The organism is Paraburkholderia sp. SECH2, from assembly GCF_030464795.1.
In the GTDB taxonomy this organism is placed as follows: domain Bacteria; phylum Pseudomonadota; class Gammaproteobacteria; order Burkholderiales; family Burkholderiaceae; genus Paraburkholderia; species Paraburkholderia aspalathi.
Genome location: NZ_JALPRH010000021.1, coordinates 94,911 through 119,574 on the forward strand (window position 1 = coordinate 94,911; position 24,664 = coordinate 119,574).

Genomic DNA, 24,664 nt, shown 5'->3' on the forward strand with positions numbered 1-24,664 from the left:
CGCGCGCATTATTTTTTCATCAATTCATTCCAGCCTTTAAGACCAATTCGCCGAAGCGTTTCCTGATTCCGTTCATAAATAGCTTCCGCATCGGGAAAAGCCTGAACTGCCCGTTCAATACTCTCTTCACGAAGCAGATGCAAAATCGGGTAGGGCGCGCGATTCGTATAGTTCTCGATATCGTCGGGTCCGCTGTCTTCAAACTGATAATGCGGGTGAAAACTGGCAATCTGAATAATGCCTTCCAGCCGAAGTTGTTTAATCATTCTCTCGGCAAAAAACAGGCAATCGTTATAGTCGAGAAAATCGCTGAGCGCGGCCGGTATAACCAGAAGCGTGGTATCCACAGTGTCAGGATTCGCCGCGACGAGCGCCTGAGTCTCGGTTTCGAGATCGGCTAACACCCCTTCCATATCCACGGCGTCGCTCACGGCGTAGCGAATCTGCCCTTTCACATGTACGGCTTTGGCAAAGGGGCACAAATTGAGCCCGATCACGGCCTCCGTCAGCCAATGACGGGTGGCGGCGATAACGGCATCATGAGATTCGGCGGGCGACGACATGGCAAGCAGCGAAAGAGGAAAGTGCCATTCTAACGGTGCGCAACGGCACCGATCCGCACCCGGCCTCAACAGGACAGCCCAAACCTCAACCCGCTTGCGTCCCGCTACATGCCGCGGCGATCAACTGCGCCGCTACCTTCGGTGCGGCAAGAATCGGTCCGCAGCCCGGTCCGTAGGTCTGGCTGGCCGCGTACACGCCTTCGATCATCAAACCGAGACCGTTGGCCAACGCCACCGGATCGTCGGCGCCTGCCGCGGTTGTCAGTTCCAGAAGCCGCGCCATCAACCGTTCCTTGTTGTGAAACACGAATTGTCGCGCCGGATGCGTTGTGTCGGAAAACTCCACGGCCACATTCACGAAAGGACAGCCGCGGTAATCGTCGACCGATGCGCGCACCGCCAGGTCGTCGAAATACTGCTGAAGCTGCCTGGCCGGTTCGCCTGGATGCTTGGCAAAGCTTTTCTCGACGTAGCCGAAAAACTGCTCGTCCTTGCGCTCCAGATACGCCATCACCAATTCGTCCTTCGACGAGAACTGGCGGTACAAGCTCATCTTGTTCACACCCGCTCGCTCGACCACCGCGTCGACGCCGACCGTCCGCACACCCTCGCGATAGAACAGTTCGTCTGCGGCGCGCAGCAGATGCTGCTGCGCCTCCGGGCCGGCTGTCTGCGTGCCGCGTGCTCGCCGTGCGGCGGTTGGCTTGAGGGTTTCACTATCGGACATGGGTACCACCTGAATTGAATTGATGCCTTGACATGTTACCGACCAGTAACTAACATCGCAACACCATTGTGACAGATCTGTCACAAGTCCTTTACCGAAGTCGTAACAATGCGAGCGGCGCGGCCTGCGGGGCAGGCGTCGATTGGAGAATTAATGAACTGGGCAGCGAGACTGATTGGCGGACGTTTCCACTACGGCTGGTTGACCGTGGCAGTGGTGTTTCTGGTGCTGCTGGCGGCGGCCGGCACGCGCGCCACGCCGAGCGTGATGATGATGCCGCTGGAGCATCAATTCGGCTGGAGCCGTGCGACGATTTCGCTCGCCATCTCCGTGAACATCGCGCTCTACGGCCTGATGGGGCCGTTCGCGGCCGCGGCGATGCAGCGCTTTGGCGTGCGTCCTACTTTGCTGATCGCGCTCGGGACGATGGCGGCGGGGGTGGCGTTGTCGTCGCTGATGACGCATCCGTGGCAGATGGTTCTGATCTGGGGCGTGATGGTCGGCGGCTCGACCGGGGTGGCGGCGCTGTCATTGTCTGCGACGGTGGTGACGCGCTGGTTCACTACCCATCGCGGTCTCGTGATGGGGATTCTCACGGCCAGTTCAGCGACTGGCCAACTCGTGTTCCTGCCGATGCTCGCGGCCATCGCCGAGCATTACGGCTGGCGCCAGGTGGTGTGGGTCGTCGCGGGCGCGGCGGCGGTTGTCTTGCCGCTGGTTGCGTTCCTGTTGCCGGAGCGGCCCGCGGATATGAAGTTGCGCCCGTTCGGCGAACCGGCCGACTCGCCGATTTCCAATTCCGTGACCAAGCAGAATCCATTGGCCATCGCCTTCGGCACGCTCGCGATGGCAAGCAAGACGCGTGATTTCTGGCTGCTGTTCTTCAGCTTTTTCATTTGTGGCGCGAGCACCAACGGTTACGTCGGCACGCACCTGATCGCAATGTGCGGCGACTACGGCATGAGCGAAGTGCAGGGCGCCTCCCTGCTCGCCGCCATGGGTATCTTCGATCTGTTCGGTACGACGCTGTCGGGCTGGCTGTCGGATCGCTTCAATAGCCGCGTGCTGCTGTTCTGGTATTACGGTCTGCGTGGTTTGTCGCTGATGTATCTGCCGCACGCCTTCGGCATCGATTTCTTCGGCTTGCCGTTGTTCGCGGTGTTCTACGGACTCGACTGGATCGCCACCGTACCGCCTACCGTGCGTCTCGCGACCGATGTCTACGGCAAGGAAGCGGCGCCGGTCGTGTTCGGCTGGGTGGTCGCCGGCCATCAGCTCGGTGCGGCCTTCGCGGCGCTCGGCGCGGGCATGCTGCGCGCGAGCCTCGGTACGTACACTGTGGCGTCGATGATTTCCGGCGGACTGTGCCTGATTGCTGCCGTGATCGTGCTGCGGATCAACCGGCCGGCCAAGGTGCCGGAGCCGCAAGCGGCGTAAAGCTGCGGCCCAGCGCGTGGTGAACAAGGCGCACTTGAGCAAACGGCCTCATACGAGGCCGTTTGCCATTGCAGCTGAGCTGAAAACTAAGTGTGTACTTGTTGGAGCGCGAGTGGCTCAGCCCGGTTATGCTATGAAGCCCCGGGCAGCCGCCCGTCGTTCATGAATTTCGACCGAGAGAAGCGCATGACCAACAAACCCGCCCCTACCGCAGTTGCCATTCACGAGCTGATTGCAGGTCGCTGGAGCCCGCGCGCCTATTCGAGCGAGCCGGTGAGCCGCGAGGATCTGCATTCGGTGCTCGAAGCGGCACGCTGGGCGCCGTCTTCGTATAACGCGCAACCGTGGCGTTTCCTCGTATTCGACCGTAGCGTCGATGAAGTCTCGTTCAAGCAGGCTTTCGCTACGCTGGTGCCGTTCAACCAGGGCTGGAATGCGCCGGCGCCGGTGCTGATCGCTGTGACCACGCACACGCTCACCAACAAGGGCGAAGTGAACCGCTGTGCGCCGTACGATGCGGGTGCCGCGGCAATGGCGCTGGTGCTGCAGGCGCATGCGCTCGGCCTCGCCGCGCATCAGATGAGCGGCTTCGATCCAAACGCGTTCCGCACGGCGTTCAAGCTGCCGACCGACGTCGACGTGATCGCGATCATTTCGCTCGGCCACTACGGTGATGTCGATAAACTCGATCCGGTGCTGCGTGAGCGTGAGAAGTCGGTGCGTCAGCGTTTGCCGCTTGCTGAAATCGCTTATGGCGGCGGGTGGAAGAAGGCGTTCTGAGTCCCTTGCGGCTTTGGTGGCGACAAAAACGCGCGGCGCTGACCGCGCGTTTTTTATTTTGCATTGTTCGTGAGGCTTTAAGGCGCGTGGCTCATTCCTCGCCGTCCGCGACGCTCGAAAGCGGCGTGGCGACATTCTCGAGCGACTTGCGCTCTGCATCCACGCCCCATATCGCGGCAATCACCGCGGCGGCGAGCATCAACCCCGAGCCGACCAGATAGCCCACAAACACTTCGCTGCGCTGATGCGTATCGATCAGCCGACCGAAAAACGCCGGCCCGATGATGCCGCCCAGCGCCGTGCCGAATGCGTAGAACACCGCGATCGCCAAGGCGCGGATTTCCAGCGGAAATGATTCACTGACGGTCAGATACGCCGAACTCGCCGCCGCTGAAGCGAAGAAGAAAACGACCATCCACGCGATCGTCTGCGTCACGACGGTGAGCATGTGCTGCTCGAACAGATAGCCGCTCAGCGTCAGCAGGATGCCGGACAGCGCGTAAGTCGTGGCGATCATCTTGCGTCGCCCGATGACGTCGAAGAGCCGGCCGAGCACCAGCGGTCCAAGAAAGTTGCCGAGCGCGAACGGCAACAGATACCAGCCTATATGGTCGCCCGGCACTTGATAGAACTCGGTCAGCACCAGCGCATAGGTGAAAAAGATCGCGTTGTAGAAGAACGCCTGCGCGGTCATCAACGATAAGCCGACCAGGGCGCGCCGTCGGTGCGCGTTGAATAGCGTGTGAAACACCTCGCGCAGCGGCGTATGTGCGCGTGCCCGCAGTCTTAGCCGCGTGAGGTCCTCATCGGCGAGTGCATGGCCTTCGCTGCGAAAGCGCGTTTCGATGCCGTCGACGATCGAACGCGCGTCACGTTCGCCGCCGTGCGTCAGCAGCCAGCGCGGACTTTCAGGCACCCAGATGCGCATCGGCAGAATCCCCAGCGCCAGCACCGCGCCGATGAAGAAACAGGCGCGCCAGCCCCAGTCGCCCGGCAGCAGATTCGGATCGAGCAGGACCAGCGATCCCGCCGCGCCGAGCCCCGCGCCCACCCAGAAGGTGCCGTTGATGCCGAGATCGGTCCAGCCGCGCACCCGCGCGGGCGTGAATTCCTGGATTGTCGAATTGATCGCCGTATATTCACCGCCGATGCCTGCGCCGGTGAGAAAGCGAAACAGCAGAAAACTGGCGAGATTCCACGAAAAAGCAGTCGCCGCGGTAGCGGCCAGATACAACGCGAGCGTGATGAAAAACAGCCTGCGACGGCCGAGCCGGTCGGTCAGCCAGCCGAAGCCGAGCGCGCCGAGCACGGCGCCGGCAATGTAGGCGCTGCCGGCGAGGCCCACGTCGGCGTTGGTAAAGCGCAACGATGGGCTAGACTTCAACGCACTCGCGACAGCGCCTGCTAGCGTCACTTCGAGACCGTCGAGCAGCCACGTCACGCCCAGCGCGACGACGATCAGCGAGTGAAAGCGTCCCCACGGCAAGCGGTCGAGCCGCGAGGGCAGATCGGTTTCAATGACGGCGGCGTTTTTCTCGTGGACAGCGGCGGTGGGCGGCGCGCTCATTGCTACAAGTCTCCTGTTTACCGAAAATTGGCGGCGTATCCTGTCGAATTCAGCAATTTTTGTTCCGTCGAGCGGACCTTGGTCGGTATTGCGGGCATCCCGGAAAGCGTCAGTTGATGCTGATTGGGCTTTCGTGATACAAAGCCGCTCCCCTTTCTGTCCGCGCCAGCCGTGAGCGGCGATTCCTGCCATGAACTATTGCGCGATTGACTTCGGTACTTCCAATTCGGCCGTGGCCGTCCCAGACGGCGCTGCGCTTAGGCTTGCGCCGGTCGAGGGCGCCTATACGACGCTGCCGACCTCTGTCTTTTTCAACACCGACGAAGACACCCGCGAATTCGGGCGTGCGGCGTTGGCGGCCTACATCGACGGTTTCGACGGCCGTTTGATGCGTTCGATGAAAAGTATTCTCGGCTCGCCGCTCGCCGAGAATTCGACCGATCTCGGCGACGGTTCGGCGATCAAGTACACGGACATCATCGCGATTTTCGTCGACCATCTGAAGCGCTCAGCCGAGAAGAGCGTCGGCGGCCCGATCAGCCGCGCTGTGCTGGGCCGCCCGGTGTTCTTCGTCGACGACGATCCGCGCGCCGACCAGATGGCGCAGCAGCAACTCGAAGCCGCGGCGCGTTCAGTCGGTTTGCGGGAGATTCACTTTCAGTATGAGCCGATCGCGGCTGCGTTCGACTACGAATCGCATCTGACGGAAGAAGGGCTTGTGCTGGTGGCCGACATCGGCGGCGGTACGTCGGACTTTTCGCTGGTGCGGGTGGGGCCGGAGCGGGTAAAGCGCGTGGAGCGCAAAGACGACGTGCTGGCCCACCACGGCGTGCACGTTGCGGGCACGGATTTCGACCGACGTGTCGAACTGGTGACGATCCTGCGCGAACTCGGCTATCAGACGCTCGATCCCGAAGGCCGTGAGATTCCGAACCGCATCTATTTCGATCTGGCCACCTGGCACCTGATCAACACGGTCTACGCCCCGAAGCGTGTCAGCGAACTCGCGCTCATGCGGCATCTGTTCCTCCAGACCAAACATCACGACCGCCTGATGCGCGTTGTGGACCGCCGCCTGGGGCACGCGTTGGCGGCTCACGCGGAAGAAGCGAAGATCGGCGTGGCGGCGGGTGGCGAGACCGTGATCGACCTCGACGAGGTAGAAGACGACCTGCGCCTCGCATTTGACGAAGCGCAGCTCATCAAGGCCGGTCAGGACGAGACGCAGCGCATCGTGCAGGCGGCACGCGATACGGTGCAGGCGGCCGGTGTGGCTCCGCGCGACGTCAACGCGATTTACTTCACGGGTGGCTCGACCGGATTGGCGTTTCTATCGGGCGCATTGGCCGCGGCATTTCCGGATGCCAAAGCGGTATTCGGCGACCGTCTCGCCAGCGTCGCGACAGGTCTCGGTATTCACGCACGGCGTTTGTTCGGATAACCGAATTGATCAAACTCATACTACGAAGATAATCACCGAATGTAGTTATGAGTAGTTACGACGAATATAAAAAAACCCCGCCAAGGCGGGGTTTTTTTGCGTCCAGAAGGAAGCGTGCTTGCTTACACCGGCTTGATGTTAGCGGCTTGCTTGCCCTTCGGGCCCGTCTTCACTTCAAACGTAACCTTTTGGTTTTCTTGCAGCGTCTTGAAGCCTTCCGTGCGGATTTCCGAGAAATGCGCGAACAGATCTTCGCCGCCGCCGTCCGGCGTGATGAAGCCAAAGCCCTTTGCGTCATTGAACCACTTGACGGTACCGGTTTCCATATTACTTGTTCCTAAAGATGGTAAATAAGGCCGAAGCCCAATGGGTGCGCATGAAAATCAAGGAAGGGGGTAATGGGACCAACCGGAGTACCGTTGATGGGCGAACTACGAAAGACCAATTCACTCGCCGCTTGAAATCCTGCCCGAACGTTATACGGCGATTTCGGGCGAAGGTCAACACTCTTGTCCCAATTTTACAAGTTTTTGATGGATTGGCGTAGAAATTGCTTACAAAGCTTGCTATTCATCTGAGAATTTTGCTAGGGACAACCCTTAGTTTCGCTGCAACGGCGGGGTGCAACCGTTAAACTACGCGCCGCGCGTCGGTTGCACCTGTTTGGGGATCGCCGCGCACGCATGCGCGTCACCCCGTCCGCAACGCCATAAGCGATGTGACGCGGTGCCGACATGGTTCTGACGCAATCTGCATGGGACCGGCGCCAGTGCTTTGCATGCGGCCAGAGTAAGCGTTAAAGCGCTAACTCCGGCCGACAGCTAAAGCGCTAACTCTGGTCGACACAGGAGAAGATGTGAAAAGTTCTATACAACGGAACATCGGACCGGTCGCGCTACTGCTGACCGGCTTGGGTTCGATCATCGGGTCGGGCTGGTTGTTCGGCGCGTGGAAGGCTGCAAAAATTGCCGGGCCGGCTGCCATTTGTGCATGGGTCATCGGCGCGGTGGTGATTCTCGCGATTGCCTTGACCTACGCAGAACTCGGCGCGATGTTCCCGGAGTCCGGCGGCATGGTGCGTTACGCCCGCTATTCGCACGGCGCATTGGTTGGGTTTATCAGTGCATGGGCCAACTGGATCGCCATTGTCTCGGTGATTCCAATCGAGGCTGAAGCATCCATTCAATATATGAGTACCTGGCCGTATCCATGGGCGCATGCGCTATTCGTGGATGGGTCATTAACGACTAATGGGCTATTGCTGTCCGCGGTCCTCGTGATCATTTACTTCCTGCTGAATTACTGGGGTGTGAAGCTCTTCGCGCGCGCCAATTCGGCGATCACGGTCTTCAAGTTCCTGATTCCGGGCGCGACGATCGCTGGTCTGATGCTGTCGGGCTTCCACAAGGAAAACTTCGGCGAAGTGAGCACCTTTGCGCCGCACGGCTGGTCGGCTGTGCTGACCGCAGTGTCGACGAGCGGCATCGTGTTCGCCTTCAACGGCTTCCAGAGCCCGATCAACCTCGCGGGTGAAGCGCGCAATCCGGCGCGGAGCGTGCCATTCGCGGTGATCGGCTCGATCCTGCTGGCGCTGGTGATCTACGTGCTGCTGCAGGTTGCGTACATCGGCGCGGTGAACCCGGCCGATGTGATGAAGGGCTGGAGCCACTTCAACTTCGCTTCGCCGTTTGCCGAACTGGCCATCGCGCTGAACCTGAACTGGCTGGCTATCCTGCTGTACGTCGACGCGTTCGTCAGCCCGAGCGGTACCGGCACGACTTACATGGCGACCACCACCCGCATGATCTACGCGATGGAGCGCAACAACACGATGCCGAAAATGTTCGGCAACGTGCACCCGTTCTACGGCGTGCCGCGTCAGGCGATGTGGTTCAACCTGCTGGTGTCGTTCATTTTCCTGTTCTTCTTCCGCGGCTGGAGCTCGTTGGCGGCGGTGATCTCGGTTGCGACCGTGATCTCGTACCTGACTGGCCCGATCAGCCTGATGGCGCTGCGACGCGCGGCAACGGATCTGGAGCGCCCGCTGCACATTCCGGGCATGAAATTCATCGCGCCGTTCGCTTTCGTTTGCGCGTCGCTGATCCTGTACTGGGCGAAGTGGCCGCTGACCGGCGAAATCATTCTGCTGATGGTCGTTGCGCTGCCGGTCTACTTCTACTTCCAGGCGAAGTCGGGTTTTGGCGGCTGGGGGCGTGACCTGAAAGCTGCATGGTGGCTCGTGGCCTACCTGCCGGTGATGGCAATTCTGTCGTTGATTGGTAGCAAGGAATTTGGCGGCCACGGCCTCCTGCCGTACGGTTGGGACATGCTGGTGGTGGCTGTGTTCTCGCTGGTGTTCTACTACTGGGGCGTGCATAGCGGCTACCGTTCGGAATACCTCGAAGAACGTCAGACGCACGACGAAGTGCTTGAGGGCATGGGCGCACACTAAGTTGCTGCGCTGAGTCCTTTCGCCGGATCGCCGGATCGCCGGATCGCCGGATTGTCATGATCCGGCACAGTACGAAAAAGCCCGCCTGAGTTGCTCAGGCGGGCTTTTTTGTTGGCGGCGCTTTGGCCTTGGTTTGGCGTTGCGCTGACGTCGAATCAGGCGGTGCCGAACACGTAATTCGTCATGGCGAGCGAGCGCTGATAGGTTCCGAGCGACTGAATCGCCAGCGAATAATCGTCGTCCGCCGCACCTAGTGCCGCGAAGACGGGCAGCAAGTGCTCGTCGGTTGGATGCATCAGTACCGCGTGCGGCGCTTGGCGGCGGTAGTCGAGCAACGCGTCGATGTCGTGCGCGGCAAGCTTTGCCTCGAACCAGTCGGTGAATTCGGCCACACGCGGATCGGCATCGCCCGGGCACGCGGAAAAATCCGCAGCGCGCAGGTTGTGCGTGATCTGGCCCGAGCCGATCACCATTACGCCGTCATCTTTCAGCGAGCGCAGCGCCCGACCTACCCGGAAGTGATGGGCGGCATCCATGTGCGGCTGGATCGACAGTTGCGCGACCGGTATGTCGGCTTCCGGGAACATCAGCAGCATCGGTATCCACGCGCCGTGATCGAGCCCGTGCGGCTGGGCGTCGGTGAGGATGCCGTGTTCGCCGAGCAGCACTGCGGCACGGCGCGCCACATCGGGCGCGCCGGGAGCCGGGTACTGAATTTCATACAACTGACGCGGGAAGCCGTAGAAATCGTGGATGGTCTCAGGCGCCGTGGACGTGCTCACCACCGGTTGCGCCGTGCCCCAATGGGCCGACAGCATCAGCACGCTCTCAGGGCGCGGCAATTGCGCCGACAGCGCGCCGAATTCGGCGGACGGCAGGGAAGGGTCGATCGGCAGGGTAGGTGCGCCGTGGGAGAGGTAGAGCGACGGTAAGCGATTCATGGCAGCAACGCCGCCGCGGGAACGCGGCGCGGAAGTAGGGTTGCTATCAATATAGGTCCGTACCCGCGTTTTATAAACGGGCGAAAACGGAATTGATTGTGTCGCCGGTGTTGTTAATGGCGTTTGTGCGATTGTGGCGCGGCGCTCATTAGGCCGTGGCAATGCATGGTGCTTGCCTCCGCGCCAAGCGAGGTGGCGGTGCGCCGCGTCCTTCGAATTATTCCTGCGTGCTGCGCAAACCTTGCCACGCCGGCGACATGGCCGGTCCCAACGCGAATAGGTCCAACACGCGCGCCACCGTGTGATCGACCATTTCGTCGATCGTCGTCGGTTGGTTATAGAAAGCGGGCAAGGGCGGAAAGATCACGCCGCCCATTTCCGTGACGGCCGTCATATTGCGCAGATGCGCGAGGTTTAACGGCGTTTCCCGCACGAGCAGCACGAGCCGGCGGCGTTCTTTGAGCGTGACATCGGCGGCGCGGGTGATCAGGTTGTCGGATAAACCGTGTGCGACGCTTGCCAGCGTCTTCATGGAGCACGGCGCGACCACCATGCCATCGGTCGCAAACGAGCCGGACGCGATACTCGCGCCGACGTCGCGCACCGAATGGACGACATCTGCGAGCGGATGCACGTCTTCTTTGCTTAACTGGAGTTCGTGCTGGATGTTGAGCCACCCAGCGCTCGAAATCAGCAGATGGCTCTCGACGCCGCCCAGCCTGCGCAACGTCTCGAGCAACCGGATGCCGTAGATGGCACCGGTCGCGCCGGTAATCGCGACGATTAGCCGGCGTGGCGCCGCAGCACGTGTTTCCATGGCTCGCGGCGCCTTATCGGAGGACAACGAAGGTTCGGACAGCGGCTGCTTAGGCCGCGGCGAACAGTTGCTGCAGTTCGCCCGATTCGTACATTTCCATCATGATGTCCGAGCCGCCGACGAATTCGCCCTTCACGTAGAGCTGCGGAATGGTCGGCCAGTTCGAGAACTGCTTGATGCCCTGGCGGACTTCGTCGTCTTCGAGCACGTTGACGGTCTTGATTTCGCCGACGCCGCATGCCTTCAGGATCTGGATGGCGCGGCCGGAAAAGCCGCACATCGGGAACTGGGCGGTGCCCTTCATGAAGAGCACGACGTTGTTTTCGTCGACGATTTGCTTGATGCGTTGTTGCGTATCCATGACTGACCTTGCGGTTCCGTTATGTGTAGGGAATAGGCTGAAATGATAGCGGATTTCGGTAAGACCGGCCGAGGACCGCTTTGCCACCTCGGCGATTAGGGCCATCCGTCGACGTTAGCCGGGCCAGCGTCCGCCGCTGATTCGCTCGATGCCGGCGAGATCCTGCTCCGAGCGCACTTGCATAAAACCTTGCGCCGTCAGCAGAGCGCGCACGGCTTCCGCCTGATCGTACCCGTGTTCGATCCACAATACGCCGTTGGCGGCCAAGCGTGTGGGCGCGCCCGCGACAATCTTGCGGATCGCGCTGAGGCCGTCGGCTTCATCGGTGAGCGCGCTGCGCGGTTCGAAGCGCAGATCGCCTTCCGACAGATGCGGATCGCCGTTCGCGATATACGGTGGATTGCTGACGATCACGTCAAAGCGCAATGCTGAGTCGAGCGAGTTGTACCAGTCGCTTTGCTGCAGGCCCACGGCGCCGCCGGGGCGTTTGGCATCCAGCAGACGCGTGGCGTTACGTGTGGCCACCGCCAGTGCTTCGGCGGAACGGTCCAGCGCCCAGACTTGCGCGTCGGGCCGCATCGACGCAATGGCCACGGCGATTGCGCCAGTGCCGGTGCCCAGATCGAGTACGCGCGGCCGCGAGATGTTTTCCATCGCCGCCAACGCAGTTTCGACCAGCAATTCGGTTTCGGGACGTGGGATCAGCACGTCCGGTGTCACCTCGAAATCAAGCCCGAAAAATTCACGCGCGCCGACCAGTTGCGCTACCGGCTCACCCGCGACACGCCGCGCTTCCAGAGCTCGATATCGTTCGATTACCGGGCCGTCGAGCGCCTCATCGCTGCGCGTAATCAATTGCGTATGCCGCCAGCCGAGCACGTGCGTGAGCAGAATCCGCGCTTCGAGTGACGGCAGCGGCGAGGCGCGCAACAGCGCGGCGGGCGTGACCGGATCCATTCGCGCTTAGTCCGCGTCGCCCAGCGACGCCAGCAACTCGGCCTGATGCTCGCTAACGAGCGCCGCGATCAGTTCGTCGAGATCGCCGTCCATGATCGCGTCGAGGCGGTACAGCGTCAGATTGATCCGGTGATCCGTCAGACGCCCTTGCGGGAAGTTGTAGGTGCGAATCCGCTCCGAGCGATCGCCTGAACCGATCAGGCTCTTGCGGGTTGCAGCTTCCTTCTGCTGCTGCTCATGCGACTGCTTGTCCTTGATGCGCGCGGCCAACACCTTCAGTGCGCGATCCTTGTTCTTGTGCTGCGACCGGTCGTCCTGACATTCGACGACGATGCCCGTTGGCAAGTGCGTCACCCGCACGGCCGAGTCTGTCTTGTTGATGTGCTGACCGCCCGCGCCGGACGCGCGGAACGTGTCGATGCGCAGATCGGCCGGATTGATTTCGACTTCGCCGATTTCGTCCGCTTCCGGCATCACCGCGACCGTGCACGCCGAAGTGTGGATGCGGCCCTGCGTTTCGGTGGCCGGCACGCGTTGCACGCGGTGGCCGCCCGACTCGAACTTGAGCTTGGAATAGGCCGCTTCGCCGGCGATACGCACGATCACTTCCTTATAGCCGCCGAGGTCCGATTCGCTCGCCGACATCATCTCCACTTGCCAGCGATTACGCTCGGCAAAGCGCAGGTACATGCGCAGCAAATCGCCCGCGAACAGCGCGGATTCGTCGCCGCCGGTACCGGCCCGGATTTCGAGGAAGATATTGCGGTCGTCGTTCGGGTCTTTCGGCAACAGCATTTTCTGCAATTCCGCGCCGAGTTTTTCCATCCGCTCGCGCGCCGCGCGAATTTCTTCTTCCGCAAAGTCGCGCATCGACGCGTCCGCCAGCAGTTCTTGCGCGGTCGCCGCGTCGTTCATCGCCAGGCGCCACAGCGCGTAATGCTCCACAACCGGCCCGAGCTCGGCGTGTTCACGCGTGAGCTTGCGGTATTGGTCGAGATTCGAGGTGATGTCCTCGCGGCTCAACAGGTCGTTCAGTTCGGCCAGCCGGGTAGTGAGCTGGTCGAGCTTGCGTTGCATGCTCGTTTTCATCGGACGGGTATCGGAGCGGACTCCGGCAAAGACGACGACTAGGGGAGTGGGCAGATGCCCTGGTCAGAAGCATGTCGCGGGCCACTCAGTGTGGCGCGGACGGTGCGGCGGTGGCTGCGCCGCTAACGCTCCGTAGAACCGGAGTGTTTGTAGAAACCGCTCATCAATTCGATAAGCGTGTCACGGTTCTCGCTGCTCGCGCGATTGAGCGCGTGCGTGGGGCCGTGGATCAGTTTGTTGGTGAGCGATTGCGACAACGCTTCGAGCACCGCTGCCGGGTCCTCGCCGCGTGCGAGCATTTTCTGCGCGCGTTCGACTTCGGCGCGACGCAGCACGTCGGCCTGTGTATGCATGTGGCGGATCACCGGCACGATGCTGCGTGCGTCGAGCCACTGCATGAAGTTCTGCACACGCGTTTCGATGATCGCTTCGGCCTGCGCGACCGCGGCTTGCCGCGACGCATTGCCTTCGCGCACGATCGCGCCGAGATCGTCGACGGTGTACAGGAAAACGTCTTCAAGCTTGCCGACTTCGGGTTCGATATCGCGCGGCACGGCCAGATCGACCATGAAAATCGGCCGGTGACGGCGTGCTTTCACGGCCCGCTCGACGGCGCCCAGACCGATGATCGGCAGGGTGGACGCGGTGCACGACACGATGATGTCGAACTCATGCATGCGGGTGGGCAGTTCCGAGAGCGGAATGGCCCGGCCGTTGAAGCGCTCAGCGAGGCGGCTGCCGCGCTCGGCCGTGCGATTGGCTACGACGAGCTCGCGTGGTTGCTGCGCCGCGAAGTGCGTAGCGCACAACTCGATCATTTCGCCCGCGCCGATGAACAGCACGCGCTGGTTTGAAATCTTGTCGAAAATCCGCTGTGCGAGCCGCACGGCGGCTGCCGCCATGGAAACCGACTGCGCGCCGATTTCGGTCGTGCTGCGCACTTCCTTCGCCACGGCGAAGGTGCGCTGGAACAACTGGTTCAGATAGGTGCCGAGCGCGCCGGCCTCGGACGCTGTACGTACCGCGTCCTTCATTTGTCCGACGATTTGCGTCTCGCCCAGCACCATCGAATCGAGTCCCGAGGCGACGCGGAACGCGTGGCGCACGGCTTCCGACTGCGGCAGCGCGTAGACATGCGGTGCGAGTTCGTCGACGGGCAGGTTGTGATACTTCGAGAACCACTGGATCGCGGCTTCACGCGCGGCCTGGTCGTCGGTCGCGCAGTAGAGTTCGGTACGGTTACAGGTGGACAGAATCGCCGCTTCCGGCGCCGTGCGGGCGGTGCGGCCGAGCCAGACGCTCTTGAAGGTGTCCAGTGCAGGCTTGATCTGTTCGAGCGGAAACGCCACGCGTTCGCGCAAGGCGACAGGCGCAGTGTGGTGATTGATTCCGATCGTTAGAAGCTGCATATGGGGAGCTATGGTTTAGCTCAATATTATAGCGTTTCCACGATTCTTACATTGTGGATGCGTCACCCGGCCGCCACAATGGCGTCAGGCGGGATGGCGTCGAGCTGGTAGCCATAGCCGTAAAGCGGCGTCAGGCAGTACCCGTGCTCTGGCCGCAACTGCAACTTGGTCCGCACGCGTGATGCATGGGTGTCTACGGTGCGCGACTGTACGTCGCGGCGGCGCGTCCAGACCGTTTCGAGAATATGCGCGCGCGACACCGGGCGAGACAGATTGGAAAACAGCAGCAGCGCAAAGCGGAACTCCTTCGGTGTCAGGGCGACCGTCTGATTACGGAAGGTGACGGCGAACTGCGCTGCGTCGAACGCATAGCCACCGATCGTGTCGCGCCGCCGGTTCGGCGGCCGCCGCAGGGCCGCGCGCCGCAGCAGCGCGTCCACTCGGGCCAGCATTTCCGGGCCGCGGACCGGTTTGGTCAGGCAGTCGTCGGCGCCGGCATGGAGCGCTGCGACAATCTGGCTCTCGCGTGGCTCCGACAGCAGCACGATCACCGGCAAGTTCGGCAGGATCGAGCGGGCGCGCGGAATCAGGTCTTCGGCGCAATGGTCGCCGGCCCAGTTTTCAGTGATGAGAAGATCGAAGAATTCGTCGGCGGCGCGGACCAGAAACGGTGTGCTCGCTGTGAAGTGCTGGCACGCATGGCCGCCGGCAAAGATCAGCCGGCCGACCAGGGTGGCGTGCCGTAAGTCCGGCTCGATAAGGGCGATTCGCATAGCGCGCTTCAGCTTGGCAATTACCCGGACTAGGTTTCTCCGTAAGGCTTACAGCTTGCCTAACATCACCCCGACCCCTAAACTCAACCGCTATGCGGAAAGCGCCGTGCTGAACCTCTATAGTTAATGAGACAAAAATGCTATCTGTGTTGGCTCCTTGCGCCCATGAGACAAATCTGAAATTGCGCGAGACCTGCCGCTAATGGGGTGGCCCGGAATCCTGGTGCTGGGCGCGGTGATTGGTCTCGCAGGCTGGTGGTTGCATCCGCTGCGCCGTTCGAGCCGTGCCGCGTGGTGGGTGGCGCTCCTGGTCGGCGTGCTGGGCGCGGGTGTTGCTCGCATGGCCGGCAACGTGGTGGGACTTTTTCATGATGGCGATACGCTCGAATGGCCTGTATGTACCGCCGTCGCGCTGATCGCCGTCGCCGTGACGGTCGGCTCGCTTCCCCGTCGATGAATACTTGCAGGTGACTCTGATGAATGCCCGACTTCCCGAAACTTCCTCCATCCCCGAACGGCTGGCGACATTGCGCAATGCGATGGCGCACGAAGGTGTAGCCGCCTATCTGGTGCCGTCCTCAGATCCCCATCTTTCCGAATATCTACCTGGGCGCTGGCAAGGCCGGCAGTGGTTGTCGGGTTTCACCGGCTCGGCCGGCACGCTCGTCGTGACCGCCGATTTCGCCGGCGTGTGGACCGACAGCCGCTATTGGGAACAAGCCAACGCGCAACTGGCCGGCACCGGCGTTCAGTTGATGAAAATGACCGGCGGCCAGCAGACCGCGCCGCATTTTGAATGGCTTGCGCAGAACGTCGCGACCGGCGACACGGTGGGTGTGGACGGCGCCGTGCTGGGCGTGTCGGCGGCGCGCGCTTTGAACCACTCGCTTACCGCGCGCGGCGTGAAGCTGCGCACCGACGTCGATCTGTTCGATGCGATCTGGCCGCAGCGCCCGTCGCTGCCCGCCGCCGCCGTGTTTGAGCACGCCGCGCCGCATGCAAGCGTCGCTCGTTCCGAAAAGCTCGCGCAGATTCGCCGCGCGATGGCGGAGAAGGGCGCGCAGTGGCACTTCATTTCCACGCTCGACGACCTCGCATGGCTTTTGAATCTGCGCGGCGCCGACGTCAGCTATAACCCGGTGTTCGTGGCGCACGCGCTGATAGGTCCGGAAAGCGCGTCGCTCTTCGTCGCCGACGGCAAGGTGCCGCAAGCGCTGGCCGATGCGCTCGCGCTCGACGGCATCAGCGTCGAGCCCTACGCGAAGGCGGCAGAAGCGCTGGCCGCGTTGCCGGCTGGCAGCACGCTGCTGATCGACCCGCGCCGCATTACCTATGGCTCGCTGCAGTCGGTGCCGTCCACGGTGAACGTCGTCGAGGCGGTCAATCCGTCCACGTTCTTCAAGTCGCGCAAGACCGAGGCAGAAGCGGAGCATGTGCGCGAGACGATGGAACAGGACGGCGCGGCGCTCGCCGAATTCTTCGCGTGGTTCGAAGGCGCGCTCGGCAACGAAACGATCACCGAACTGACGATCGACGAGCGCCTGACGGCAGCCCGCGCGCGCCGTCCGGGCTTTGTGTCGCTGAGCTTTGCGACGATCGCCGGCTTCAACGCGAACGGCGCGATGCCGCACTACCGCGCAACCAGTGAAGCGCATTCGGTGATCGAGGGCAACGGCCTGTTGCTGATCGATTCGGGCGCGCAGTATCTGAGCGGCACGACCGACATCACCCGCGTCGTACCGGTCGGCACCATCAGCGAGGCGCAGCGGCGCGATTTCACGATTGTGCTGAAAGGCACCATGGCGCTGTCGCGCGCGAAATTCCCGCGCGGCATCCGTTCGCCGATGCTCGACGCGATTGCCCGCGCACCGATCTGGGAAGCCGGCGCCGACTACGGCCATGGTACCGGTCACGGCGTGGGCTATTTCCTGAACGTGCACGAAGGCCCGCAGGTGATTTCGCACTACGCGCCGGCCGAGCCGTGGACCGCGATGGAAGAAGGCATGATCACCTCGGTCGAGCCGGGCATTTACCGGCCGGGCAAGTGGGGCGTGCGGATCGAGAACCTGGTGCTGAACGTGCCCGCGGAGAAAACCGAGTTCGGCGATTTCCTCAAGTTCGAGACGCTGACGCTGTGCCCGATCGATACGCGCTGCCTCGACCTGTCGCTGTTGCGTGATGACGAGCGCGCGTGGCTGAACGCGTATCACGAGATGGTGCGCACGCGCCTGTCGCCGCATGTGTCGGGCGAGGCCAAGGCGTGGCTCGAGTTGCGTACGCAGGCTATCTGATCTCGTCGCCACGACTTTACTGACGGAGCGTGCATGGCCATCAAGGCAGTCGTGTTCGATTTCGGCGGCGTGCTGATCGACTGGAGCCCCGAATATCTGTATCGCCAGTTGATCCCTGACGAAACGGAGCGCCGCTGGTTTCTGACGCACGTTTGTTCGATGGATTGGGTGATCCGTCAGGACGGTGGTCAGCCGATCGCCGAGGGGACAAACGAGCTGATCGCGAAGTTTCCCGATCACGCGCCACTGATCCGCGCGTTCTACGAGCGCTGGCACGAGATGGTGCCCGGCGTGCTGGAGGAGGGCGTGGCGCTCATGGAGAAGATCGAGGCGGGCAATGTGCCGCTCTTCGGGCTGACGAACTGGTCGGCGGAGACGTTTCCGTATGCGTGGGAGCATTTCCCCGTGCTGCGGCGCTTCCGCGACATCGTCGTGTCGGGTAGGGTGAAGCTGGTGAAGCCCGATCCGGCGATCTTCGCGGAAATGCGTCAGCGGATCGAGGCGCAATTGCCGGGCATCCAGCCGGGCGAACTTGTTTTCATCGACGACAACCTGAAAAACGCCGAAGCCGCGACGGCACTCGGTTGGCACGGCGTGCATCACACGAGCGCTGCAAAAACGGAAGCGGGACTGCGGGAATTGGGGTTGCCGGTCTAGGCATCGCGATGCCGCGGTTCGGAGGATGTCGGTTAAAGCGGCGACATGGTAGGTCTCCGCTTTAATTGCGGCGCTTCTGCATCGGCCGAAGTCCGCCTACTGACCGAGCAGATTTTTCAACGCGTTCCCTAATCCTTTCACTGTCTCCCCGGCGCCCTTCGCCACACCTTCGACGCTCACGCCCATCGCCTTCGCAAAACCGGCGCCAAGGCGCGTCATCAGACTTTCCTGCACCGAAAACTTCGGGTCGCGCAAATTCCCATCGAGTACGAAATGGAGCGTGATGTCGCCGTTGTGCGTCTTGAGCGCGGCGATGGCGGCTTTGGTCGGAATCGACATGAAGGTGTCGAGCGGGTTGTCGTTGTCGGCGAGTTGCAGATGGTGGATCGTTACCGTGCCGGGTGCATGCAGCTGATAGTTACGCACCGTCGAGTCGACCGTCAGGTCGATGGTGCCGCCCGTTACTTGCGCCTTCGCGCCGGTTTTTTTCAGCAGGTACGGATCGAGCATCACGACATCGACGCCGCGCAATGTGCTGGTGGTCTGCGAATCCTTGTTGGCAATCTTGATCCACCCGCCGAACGAAACTGTGCCCGTATGCGTTGGCCCCTTGATCGAGCCGGTGACGCTGACGTTGGTCGGTTCGGAGAGCGCGGGCAGATGCAGGTGATCGACGGTCGCGTTGGCGTTGCTGACCGTGACTTTGAATGCCGGCGGACCGACTGTCATGTCGTAGAAATGGAAGTTGCCTTGTTCGAAGCTGACGTGATCGACCAGCTTTTCGCGGGAGCCGGACGTTGCCGCGCTGCTGGCTTCGTCGTCGTTGGGGCCGTTGATCGATTGCCGCAGATTCGGCATCAGGCGGATCGCGCCGTCCCTGGTTCGCAGCACGGCGATGTCGAAGCCGCGCACCACCACGCTACGAATATGCATGCGCCGCGCGAGCAGATCGCGGATATCGGGCGTGATGGTGATTTCGTCGGCGCGTAGCGGGTCGCCGGCGGGCCAGTTCGGCGGCGCCTTCAGCAGGACGTTGGTGAGATGGACTGAAGTGAGGCCGACCCGGATGCTTTCGGCGCTGCCTAATGGCCCGAGCGCCGCAATGACGCGTTCCTTGACTTCGCGCTGCGCAAACTGGAGCGCACCGACCGCGACGACGATCAGCACCAGCAGCACGCCACCTGCGGCGATCGCCCAGCGCTTGCCCTTCGACATCGCCATGCTTGCCTCCTCGTCGCCGCGCTTGGCGCGGCGTGCGTGTGATCGGCCGGTGTGTGCACCCGGTGGATGCACAGCTATTTGATACGGCGGAGTTCCTGCATCCCGCCGGGACGACGTGTATCACGCCGTGGCACGCAAAGCGTGTGCCCTACCGCCTGGCCGGCAAATGCACGGCAAACGCACAGCAATTCCAGCGCGCAACGGTGAGCAAAATGAACGGGCAGACGGCCGGCAAAACGGCCGGCAAAACACGCCGGCCGGGCAGTCAGCCAGGCGGTCCACAAAGCGTCAGCAAAAAACCGACCAGCAAAACAGCCCGCTCATCAAGCAACGAGCGGGCCGCCAGGCCAGCGATTTATCGCGCGATCGGCTTGTAACGCAGACGCTTCGGACGTGCAGCTTCTTCACCGAGGCGGGCGCGCTTGTCCGCTTCGTATTCCTGGTAGTTGCCGTCGAAGAACGTGATTTGCGAATCGCCTTCGAACGCCAGGATGTGCGTCGCGATCCGGTCGAGGAACCAGCGATCGTGCGAGATCACCATGACGGAGCCGGCGAATTCGAGGAGTGCGTCTTCGAGCGCGCGCAGCGTTTCGACGTCCAGGTCGTTCGACGGTTCGTCCAGCAGCAGCACGTTGCCGCCCGCGATCAGTGTCTTCGCCAGATGCAGCCGGCCGCGCTCACCGCCCGACAGATTGCCGACGGTCTTCTGCTGATCGCCGCCCTTGAAGTTGAAGCGGCCGATGTACGCCCGCGACGGCGTTTCGTACTTGCCGACCGTCAGCACATCCGCACCGCCGGAGATTTCTTCGAACACGGTCTTCGAGCCGTCGAGCGCGTCGCGGCTTTGATCCACGTACGCGAGCTTGACCGTCGGGCCTTGCACGATCTCGCCCGAATCCGGCTGTTCACGACCGGTCAGCATGCGGAACAGCGTCGACTTACCGGCGCCGTTCGGCCCGATGATGCCGACGATCGCGCCCGCCGGAATCTTGAAGCTGACGTCGTCGAGCAGCAGACGGTCGCCGTACGACTTGCTGACGTTCTTGAACTCGATAACTTCATTACCCAGGCGGTCGCCGACCGGGATGAAGATTTCCGAGGTCTCGTTGCGCTTCTGGTAGTCCTGGCTGTTCAGTTCCTCGAAGCGGGCGATACGCGCCTTCGACTTCGCCTGACGGCCCTTCGGGTTCTGGCGCACCCACTCCAGTTCCTTCTTGATGGCCTTCTGACGGGCCGATTCCGACGACTCTTCCTGCTTCAGGCGTTCTTCCTTCTGGTCGAGCCAACTGCTGTAGTTGCCCTTCCACGGAATGCCGTGGCCGCGATCGAGTTCGAGAATCCACTCAGCGGCGTTATCGAGGAAGTAGCGATCGTGGGTGACGGCGACGACCGTGCCCGGGAAGCGTGTGAGGAACTGTTCGAGCCAGTCGACCGATTCCGCGTCCAGGTGGTTGGTCGGTTCGTCGAGCAGCAGCATGTCCGGTTTTTCGAGCAACAGCTTGCACAGCGCGACGCGGCGCTTTTCGCCGCCCGACAGATGCTCGATTTTGGCGTCCCACGCCGGCAGACGCAGCGCGTCGGCGGCGATTTCGATCTGCTGTTCGGCGCTGCCGTCGGTGGTGGCCAGAATCGCTTCGTACTTGGCCTGCTCCGCGGCGAGCGCGTCGAAATCGGCGTCCGGTTCCGCGTAGGCCGCGTAGATTTCGTCGAGCTTCTTTTGCGCGCCGAAGACGTCGCCGAGGCCTTCCTCGACCGCTTCACGCACCGTCTTGTTCGGATCGAGCTGCGGTTCCTGCGGCAGGTAGCCGATGTTCAGGTTCGGCATCGGCGTGGCTTCGCCTTCGATGTCCTTGTCCACACCGGCCATGATGCGGATCAGTGTCGACTTGCCCGAGCCGTTCAGGCCGAGCAGGCCGATCTTCGCGCCGGGGAAAAACGACAGCGAGATGTCTTTCAGGATTTGACGCTTGGGCGGCACGATCTTGCCGACCCGGTTCATGGTGAAGACGTATTGGGCCATTTGCTTGCAATAGACGTTGACGACGCCGGCCGCGTGGGGGCGGGCGGTCGTGGGTGGATGGGTAATCGGTGTGTTGGCCGGGCAGTGCGCCCGGCGCCGGCCGGCGCGGCGTCGAGCTCGGCATCGAACTTCGCGACGCCCCGCGCGCGGGCGGGTTGTGCAGATGGCATTGTACTTCGGGGCGGGGGTGGGGCGGCAGAGGGCGCCCCTCGCGACGTCAGTTCGCGCGCCGTCCACTCGCCGGATCGAAGAAATGCAGATGCTGCGCGGGCAGCGAGACTTGCAGCGCTTCGCCAGCCGGGGGGCGGTGCGTATGCGGCAGCCGTACGGTCACGTCGTGTTTGCCCCAGCGGCCGTGCGCCAGGTTGTCCGCGCCGAGCAGCTCGCAGGAATCGACAGTCAACGTGGCGTGAGATGCGTCCGCTTGCCCCGGCGTCATGTGCTCGGGGCGAATGCCGAGCGTCCACTCGCGGCCCTTGGCAACTTCCCGGCCGATCGACGCCACGCCAGTAAGCGGCAGCTTCGGACCGTTACCCGCCACTTCAAACGTCAAGCCGTCGTCCGACACCCGGCCTTCCAGCAGATTCATCCCCGGCGAGCCGATGAAGCTCGCGACGAACACCGTCGCTGGCCGCTCGTAGACTTCGGTCGGCGCGCCGATCTGCTCCGCGTGACCTTTATTCATCACGATCACGCGTTGCGCGAGCGTCATCGCTTCAATCTGATCGTGGGTGACGTACAGGCTGGTCGTGGCAAGCCGTGCATGCAGGCGCTGGATTTCGAGGCGCATCTGCACGCGCAGGCGTGCATCGAGATTGGACAGCGGCTCATCGAACAGAAACACCGCCGGCTCGCGCACGATCGCGCGGCCCATGGCGACGCGCTGTCGTTGCCCGCCGGACAACTCGCGCGGCTTGCGTGCGAGCAGGGGGCCAAGCTCGAGAATCTGCGCCGCCGCGTCCACGCGCTTCGCAATCTGCGCGCGGTCGACGCCCGCGATCTTCAACGCGTAGCCCATATTGTCGGCGACGCTCATATGCGGATACAGCGCGTAGTTCTGGAACACCATCGCGATGTTGCGATCTTTCGGTTCCAGGCGATTGACCACTTTGCCGGAGATCGAGACGGTGCCGTCGGAGATGCCTTCGAGGCCTGCCACCATCCGCAGCAAGGTCGATTTGCCGCAACCGGACGGACCGACCATCACGACGAACTCTCCGTCCGCGACGTCCACGTCGATGCCGTGCAACACGAACTGTTTGCCGTCGTAGGTCTTTTTAACGCCTTGCAGAGTCAGTGCAGCCATGCTGTTTTAGCCTTATCGTTGCTTGCCGCGCGTGCCACGCTTTGCGCGATGTTCTTTTTTCCACGTCCAACGCCGAAGCTCGCCCACGCTGCGCGAGTTACTTCTCCGAGTCCACCAGTCCGCGCACGAACCAGCGTTGCATCGTCAGCACGACGGCGAGCGGCGGCAGCATCGCAAGCAGCGTCGCGGTCATCACGAGGTGCCATTCAGTTGCGGTGTCGCCCGACGCGATCATGCTTTTGATGCCGACCACGGCGGTGGTCAGCGATTGCTGGCTCGTAATCAGGATCGGCCACAGATACTGATTCCAACCGTAAATGAACGTGATGACAAAGAGCGCCGCCATATTCGTTTTCGACAGCGGCAGCACCACGTCCCAGAAGAAACGCATCGCGCCCGCGCCGTCGATACGCGCTGCTTCCATCAGCTCATCCGGCAGCGTCATGAAGAACTGGCGGAACAGGAACGTGGCGGTGGCCGACGCGATCAGCGGCAAGGTCAAACCGCTGTACGTATTGCTCATATGCAGCGACGACACAACCTGCACGGTCGGAAAGATCCGCACTTCGACCGGCAGCATCAGCGTGATGAAGATCAGCCAGAACGACAGATTGCGAAACGGAAAGCGGAAAAACACGATCGCGTACGCGGAGATCATCGAGATGGCGATCTTGCCGATCGATATCACCAGCGCCATCACGAGGCTGTTGAACAGCATGCGGCCGAACGGCGCCGCCGCATTGCCGCTGCCATGCGACCAGACCGTCGCAATGTTCTCGAACAGATGCGTGCTCGGCACCAGCGACAGCGGCACGCTGAATATCTCATGCTCGCTCATCGTCGCCGCACAAAACGCGACGTACACCGGAAACACCACCAGCACGACGCCGAGAATCAGCACCGCATGGCAGAAGAGGTCGAAACCGCGGCGGTTCTCGATCATGAGTATTGAACCCTGCGTTCGATGAAGCGGAATTGCACGACCGTCAATGCGACGACGATCACCATCAGGATGACGGACTGCGCGCCCGAACTGCCGATGTCCAGCCCCTGGAAGCCTTCGGCGAAAATCTTGTAGATCAGCGTGCGGGTGGACTGCGCCGGACCGCCGCCGGTGGCGGCGTCGATCACCGGGAAGGTGTCGAAGAAGGCGTAGGTGATATTGATCACCAGCAGGAAGAAGCTGGTCGGCGAAAGCAATGGCAGCGCGATGCCGAAGAAGCGCCTGACCGGACCGGCGCCGTCGATGGCCGCCGCTTCGATCAGCGAACGCGGAATTGCCTGCAAGCCGGCGTAGAAGAACAGAAAGTTGTAGCTGACCTGCTTCCACACCGAAGCCAGCACCACCAGAAACATCGCCTGGCCCGCATTCAATGCGTGATTCCACACGATGCCGTACTTGGCGAGCGCATAGGTGACGAGGCCGATGCTCGGATTGAACAGGAACGACCACAACACGGCGGCGATCGCGGGTGCCACAGCGTACGGCCAGATCAGCAGTGTCTGATAAGCCTTGGCGCCGCGTGTCACGCGATCCGCACAGACCGCCAGCAGAAGCGAAATCACCAATCCGAACACGGTGACGAGCGCACAGAAAATCAGCGTCGTATTGAACGACGACAGGTAAAGCGGATCGGCGAACAACTGCTTGAAATTGGCAAGCCCGACAAACTCGCTCGACGTGCCGAACGCGTCCTGACTCTGCGTGGATTGCCACAGCGCTTCGCCTGCCGGCCACAGAAAGAACAGCAGCGTGATCAGGAGTTGCGGCGCGACAAGCAGGTAGGGCAGCACGCTGGTGCCGAAGCTGGAGCGCTTTTCCATTGAGAATTCCCGAGGTTCTTCTACAACGACA

General features: G+C 62.1%; 23 protein-coding genes. 7 read left to right on the top strand and 16 right to left on the bottom strand.

Features of this window, described 5'->3' with window-relative positions; all coding sequences use genetic code 11:
- Positions 1-8 precede the first annotated feature (8 nt).
- Positions 9-563 (bottom strand): DUF1415 domain-containing protein, encoded by a 555-nt coding sequence (locus tag M0D66_RS28145; RefSeq protein ID WP_211706473.1) that lies wholly within the window; start codon positions 561-563, stop codon positions 9-11.
- An 85-nt stretch (positions 564-648) separates the two neighbouring features.
- Positions 649-1,290, bottom strand: a complete 642-nt coding sequence (locus M0D66_RS28150) for a TetR/AcrR family transcriptional regulator (protein ID WP_211706474.1) — start codon at positions 1,288-1,290, stop codon at positions 649-651.
- Between the two features lie 153 nt (positions 1,291-1,443).
- Between M0D66_RS28150 and M0D66_RS28155 the strand changes: the two genes are divergently transcribed.
- Positions 1,444-2,727 (top strand): MFS transporter, encoded by a 1,284-nt coding sequence (locus tag M0D66_RS28155; protein WP_266212279.1) that lies wholly within the window; start codon positions 1,444-1,446, stop codon positions 2,725-2,727.
- Positions 2,728-2,913: 186 nt separating this feature from the next.
- Complete coding sequence (locus M0D66_RS28160; protein ID WP_200574028.1) at positions 2,914-3,507, top strand: nitroreductase family protein; 594 nt, start codon at positions 2,914-2,916, stop codon at positions 3,505-3,507.
- A gap of 91 nt (positions 3,508-3,598) precedes the next feature.
- Here the strand turns inward: M0D66_RS28160 and M0D66_RS28165 are convergent, their stop codons facing one another.
- Positions 3,599-5,074, bottom strand: coding sequence for an MFS transporter (locus tag M0D66_RS28165; protein WP_093643491.1), 1,476 nt, complete (start codon positions 5,072-5,074; stop codon positions 3,599-3,601).
- A 190-nt stretch (positions 5,075-5,264) separates the two neighbouring features.
- On the opposite strand from M0D66_RS28165, the gene M0D66_RS28170 reads away from it, so the two are divergent.
- Entirely contained in the window at positions 5,265-6,515 is a 1,251-nt protein-coding gene (locus tag M0D66_RS28170) for an Hsp70 family protein (RefSeq protein ID WP_093643493.1), read from the top strand.
- A 122-nt stretch (positions 6,516-6,637) separates the two neighbouring features.
- On the opposite strand, the gene M0D66_RS28175 is transcribed toward M0D66_RS28170, so the two are convergent.
- Complete coding sequence (locus M0D66_RS28175; protein ID WP_007180251.1) at positions 6,638-6,841, bottom strand: cold-shock protein; 204 nt, start codon at positions 6,839-6,841, stop codon at positions 6,638-6,640.
- Positions 6,842-7,371: 530 nt separating this feature from the next.
- Between M0D66_RS28175 and M0D66_RS28180 the strand changes: the two genes are divergently transcribed.
- The gene (locus M0D66_RS28180) at positions 7,372-8,967 is read left to right on the top strand and encodes an APC family permease (protein ID WP_266212280.1); all 1,596 of its coding nucleotides are present in this window, start codon (positions 7,372-7,374) and stop codon (positions 8,965-8,967) included.
- A gap of 155 nt (positions 8,968-9,122) precedes the next feature.
- Here the strand turns inward: M0D66_RS28180 and M0D66_RS28185 are convergent, their stop codons facing one another.
- The 7 genes from M0D66_RS28185 to M0D66_RS28215 all read right to left on the bottom strand — a co-directional run bounded on the left by M0D66_RS28185 (position 9,123) and on the right by M0D66_RS28215 (position 15,314).
- Entirely contained in the window at positions 9,123-9,908 is a 786-nt protein-coding gene (locus M0D66_RS28185; protein WP_266212281.1) for a class III extradiol ring-cleavage dioxygenase, read from the bottom strand.
- Positions 9,909-10,125: 217 nt separating this feature from the next.
- Positions 10,126-10,725, bottom strand: coding sequence for a UbiX family flavin prenyltransferase (locus M0D66_RS28190; RefSeq protein ID WP_211706476.1), 600 nt, complete (start codon positions 10,723-10,725; stop codon positions 10,126-10,128).
- Positions 10,726-10,774: 49 nt separating this feature from the next.
- Positions 10,775-11,086: a Grx4 family monothiol glutaredoxin gene (gene grxD / locus M0D66_RS28195; protein ID WP_012434475.1), complete on the bottom strand. Its 312-nt coding sequence runs from the start codon at positions 11,084-11,086 to the stop codon at positions 10,775-10,777.
- A 114-nt stretch (positions 11,087-11,200) separates the two neighbouring features.
- Positions 11,201-12,043 carry a peptide chain release factor N(5)-glutamine methyltransferase gene (gene prmC / locus M0D66_RS28200; RefSeq protein ID WP_266212282.1) on the bottom strand — a complete coding sequence of 281 codons (843 nt, stop codon included), beginning with the start codon at positions 12,041-12,043 and terminating at the stop codon, positions 11,201-11,203.
- 6 nt (positions 12,044-12,049) lie between these two features.
- Complete coding sequence (prfA, locus tag M0D66_RS28205; protein WP_093643504.1) at positions 12,050-13,132, bottom strand: peptide chain release factor 1; 1,083 nt, start codon at positions 13,130-13,132, stop codon at positions 12,050-12,052.
- A 122-nt stretch (positions 13,133-13,254) separates the two neighbouring features.
- Positions 13,255-14,541 (bottom strand): glutamyl-tRNA reductase, encoded by a 1,287-nt coding sequence (gene hemA / locus M0D66_RS28210; RefSeq protein WP_093643506.1) that lies wholly within the window; start codon positions 14,539-14,541, stop codon positions 13,255-13,257.
- A 62-nt stretch (positions 14,542-14,603) separates the two neighbouring features.
- A complete protein-coding gene (locus M0D66_RS28215; RefSeq protein WP_093643508.1) occupies positions 14,604-15,314 on the bottom strand; it encodes a response regulator transcription factor in 711 nt (236 codons plus the stop codon).
- Positions 15,315-15,516: 202 nt separating this feature from the next.
- Here M0D66_RS28215 and M0D66_RS28220 point away from each other — a divergent pair, with 202 nt between their 5' ends.
- The 3 genes from M0D66_RS28220 to M0D66_RS28230 are packed head-to-tail and all read left to right on the top strand — an operon-like array spanning position 15,517 to position 18,262.
- Positions 15,517-15,771 (top strand): hypothetical protein, encoded by a 255-nt coding sequence (locus tag M0D66_RS28220; RefSeq protein WP_266212283.1) that lies wholly within the window; start codon positions 15,517-15,519, stop codon positions 15,769-15,771.
- A gap of 19 nt (positions 15,772-15,790) precedes the next feature.
- Positions 15,791-17,605, top strand: a complete 1,815-nt coding sequence (locus tag M0D66_RS28225; RefSeq protein WP_211706477.1) for an aminopeptidase P family protein — start codon at positions 15,791-15,793, stop codon at positions 17,603-17,605.
- Positions 17,606-17,638: 33 nt separating this feature from the next.
- Positions 17,639-18,262, top strand: coding sequence for an HAD family hydrolase (locus M0D66_RS28230; RefSeq protein WP_266212284.1), 624 nt, complete (start codon positions 17,639-17,641; stop codon positions 18,260-18,262).
- A gap of 96 nt (positions 18,263-18,358) precedes the next feature.
- Here the strand turns inward: M0D66_RS28230 and M0D66_RS28235 are convergent, their stop codons facing one another.
- The 5 genes from M0D66_RS28235 to ugpA all read right to left on the bottom strand — a co-directional run bounded on the left by M0D66_RS28235 (position 18,359) and on the right by ugpA (position 24,633).
- Positions 18,359-19,483 (bottom strand): DUF748 domain-containing protein, encoded by a 1,125-nt coding sequence (locus M0D66_RS28235; protein WP_266212285.1) that lies wholly within the window; start codon positions 19,481-19,483, stop codon positions 18,359-18,361.
- 355 nt (positions 19,484-19,838) lie between these two features.
- Positions 19,839-21,503: an energy-dependent translational throttle protein EttA gene (gene ettA / locus M0D66_RS28240; protein ID WP_093643520.1), complete on the bottom strand. Its 1,665-nt coding sequence runs from the start codon at positions 21,501-21,503 to the stop codon at positions 19,839-19,841.
- 217 nt (positions 21,504-21,720) lie between these two features.
- On the bottom strand, positions 21,721-22,809 hold the full coding sequence (locus M0D66_RS28245; RefSeq protein ID WP_200621447.1) for a sn-glycerol-3-phosphate import ATP-binding protein UgpC: 1,089 nt from the start codon (positions 22,807-22,809) through the stop codon (positions 21,721-21,723).
- A gap of 97 nt (positions 22,810-22,906) precedes the next feature.
- Positions 22,907-23,752: a sn-glycerol-3-phosphate ABC transporter permease UgpE gene (ugpE, locus tag M0D66_RS28250; protein WP_054036669.1), complete on the bottom strand. Its 846-nt coding sequence runs from the start codon at positions 23,750-23,752 to the stop codon at positions 22,907-22,909.
- Complete coding sequence (gene ugpA, locus M0D66_RS28255; RefSeq protein WP_054036671.1) at positions 23,749-24,633, bottom strand: sn-glycerol-3-phosphate ABC transporter permease UgpA; 885 nt, start codon at positions 24,631-24,633, stop codon at positions 23,749-23,751. The genes ugpE and ugpA overlap by 4 nt, the downstream gene beginning before the upstream one ends.
- Positions 24,634-24,664 lie beyond the last annotated feature (31 nt).

Excerpts from the sequence above, each read along its gene's own strand:
- M0D66_RS28145 (WP_211706473.1), bottom strand. The coding sequence starts at position 563 with ATGTCGTCGCCCGCCGAATCTCATGATGCCGTTATCGCCGCCACCCGT.
- M0D66_RS28150 (WP_211706474.1), bottom strand. The coding sequence starts at position 1,290 with ATGTCCGATAGTGAAACCCTCAAGCCAACCGCCGCACGGCGAGCACGC.
- M0D66_RS28155 (WP_266212279.1), top strand. The coding sequence starts at position 1,444 with ATGAACTGGGCAGCGAGACTGATTGGCGGACGTTTCCACTACGGCTGG.
- M0D66_RS28160 (WP_200574028.1), top strand. The coding sequence starts at position 2,914 with ATGACCAACAAACCCGCCCCTACCGCAGTTGCCATTCACGAGCTGATT.
- M0D66_RS28165 (WP_093643491.1), bottom strand. The coding sequence starts at position 5,074 with ATGAGCGCGCCGCCCACCGCCGCTGTCCACGAGAAAAACGCCGCCGTC.
- M0D66_RS28170 (WP_093643493.1), top strand. The coding sequence starts at position 5,265 with ATGAACTATTGCGCGATTGACTTCGGTACTTCCAATTCGGCCGTGGCC.
- M0D66_RS28175 (WP_007180251.1), bottom strand. The coding sequence starts at position 6,841 with ATGGAAACCGGTACCGTCAAGTGGTTCAATGACGCAAAGGGCTTTGGC.
- M0D66_RS28185 (WP_266212281.1), bottom strand. The coding sequence starts at position 9,908 with ATGAATCGCTTACCGTCGCTCTACCTCTCCCACGGCGCACCTACCCTG.
- M0D66_RS28190 (WP_211706476.1), bottom strand. The coding sequence starts at position 10,725 with ATGGAAACACGTGCTGCGGCGCCACGCCGGCTAATCGTCGCGATTACC.
- grxD (WP_012434475.1), bottom strand. The coding sequence starts at position 11,086 with ATGGATACGCAACAACGCATCAAGCAAATCGTCGACGAAAACAACGTC.
- prmC (WP_266212282.1), bottom strand. The coding sequence starts at position 12,043 with ATGGATCCGGTCACGCCCGCCGCGCTGTTGCGCGCCTCGCCGCTGCCG.
- prfA (WP_093643504.1), bottom strand. The coding sequence starts at position 13,132 with ATGAAAACGAGCATGCAACGCAAGCTCGACCAGCTCACTACCCGGCTG.
- hemA (WP_093643506.1), bottom strand. The coding sequence starts at position 14,541 with ATGCAGCTTCTAACGATCGGAATCAATCACCACACTGCGCCTGTCGCC.
- M0D66_RS28215 (WP_093643508.1), bottom strand. The coding sequence starts at position 15,314 with ATGCGAATCGCCCTTATCGAGCCGGACTTACGGCACGCCACCCTGGTC.
- M0D66_RS28220 (WP_266212283.1), top strand. The coding sequence starts at position 15,517 with ATGGGGTGGCCCGGAATCCTGGTGCTGGGCGCGGTGATTGGTCTCGCA.
- M0D66_RS28225 (WP_211706477.1), top strand. The coding sequence starts at position 15,791 with ATGAATGCCCGACTTCCCGAAACTTCCTCCATCCCCGAACGGCTGGCG.
- M0D66_RS28230 (WP_266212284.1), top strand. The coding sequence starts at position 17,639 with ATGGCCATCAAGGCAGTCGTGTTCGATTTCGGCGGCGTGCTGATCGAC.
- M0D66_RS28235 (WP_266212285.1), bottom strand. The coding sequence starts at position 19,483 with ATGGCGATGTCGAAGGGCAAGCGCTGGGCGATCGCCGCAGGTGGCGTG.
- ettA (WP_093643520.1), bottom strand. The coding sequence starts at position 21,503 with ATGGCCCAATACGTCTTCACCATGAACCGGGTCGGCAAGATCGTGCCG.
- M0D66_RS28245 (WP_200621447.1), bottom strand. The coding sequence starts at position 22,809 with ATGGCTGCACTGACTCTGCAAGGCGTTAAAAAGACCTACGACGGCAAA.
- ugpE (WP_054036669.1), bottom strand. The coding sequence starts at position 23,752 with ATGATCGAGAACCGCCGCGGTTTCGACCTCTTCTGCCATGCGGTGCTG.
- ugpA (WP_054036671.1), bottom strand. The coding sequence starts at position 24,633 with ATGGAAAAGCGCTCCAGCTTCGGCACCAGCGTGCTGCCCTACCTGCTT.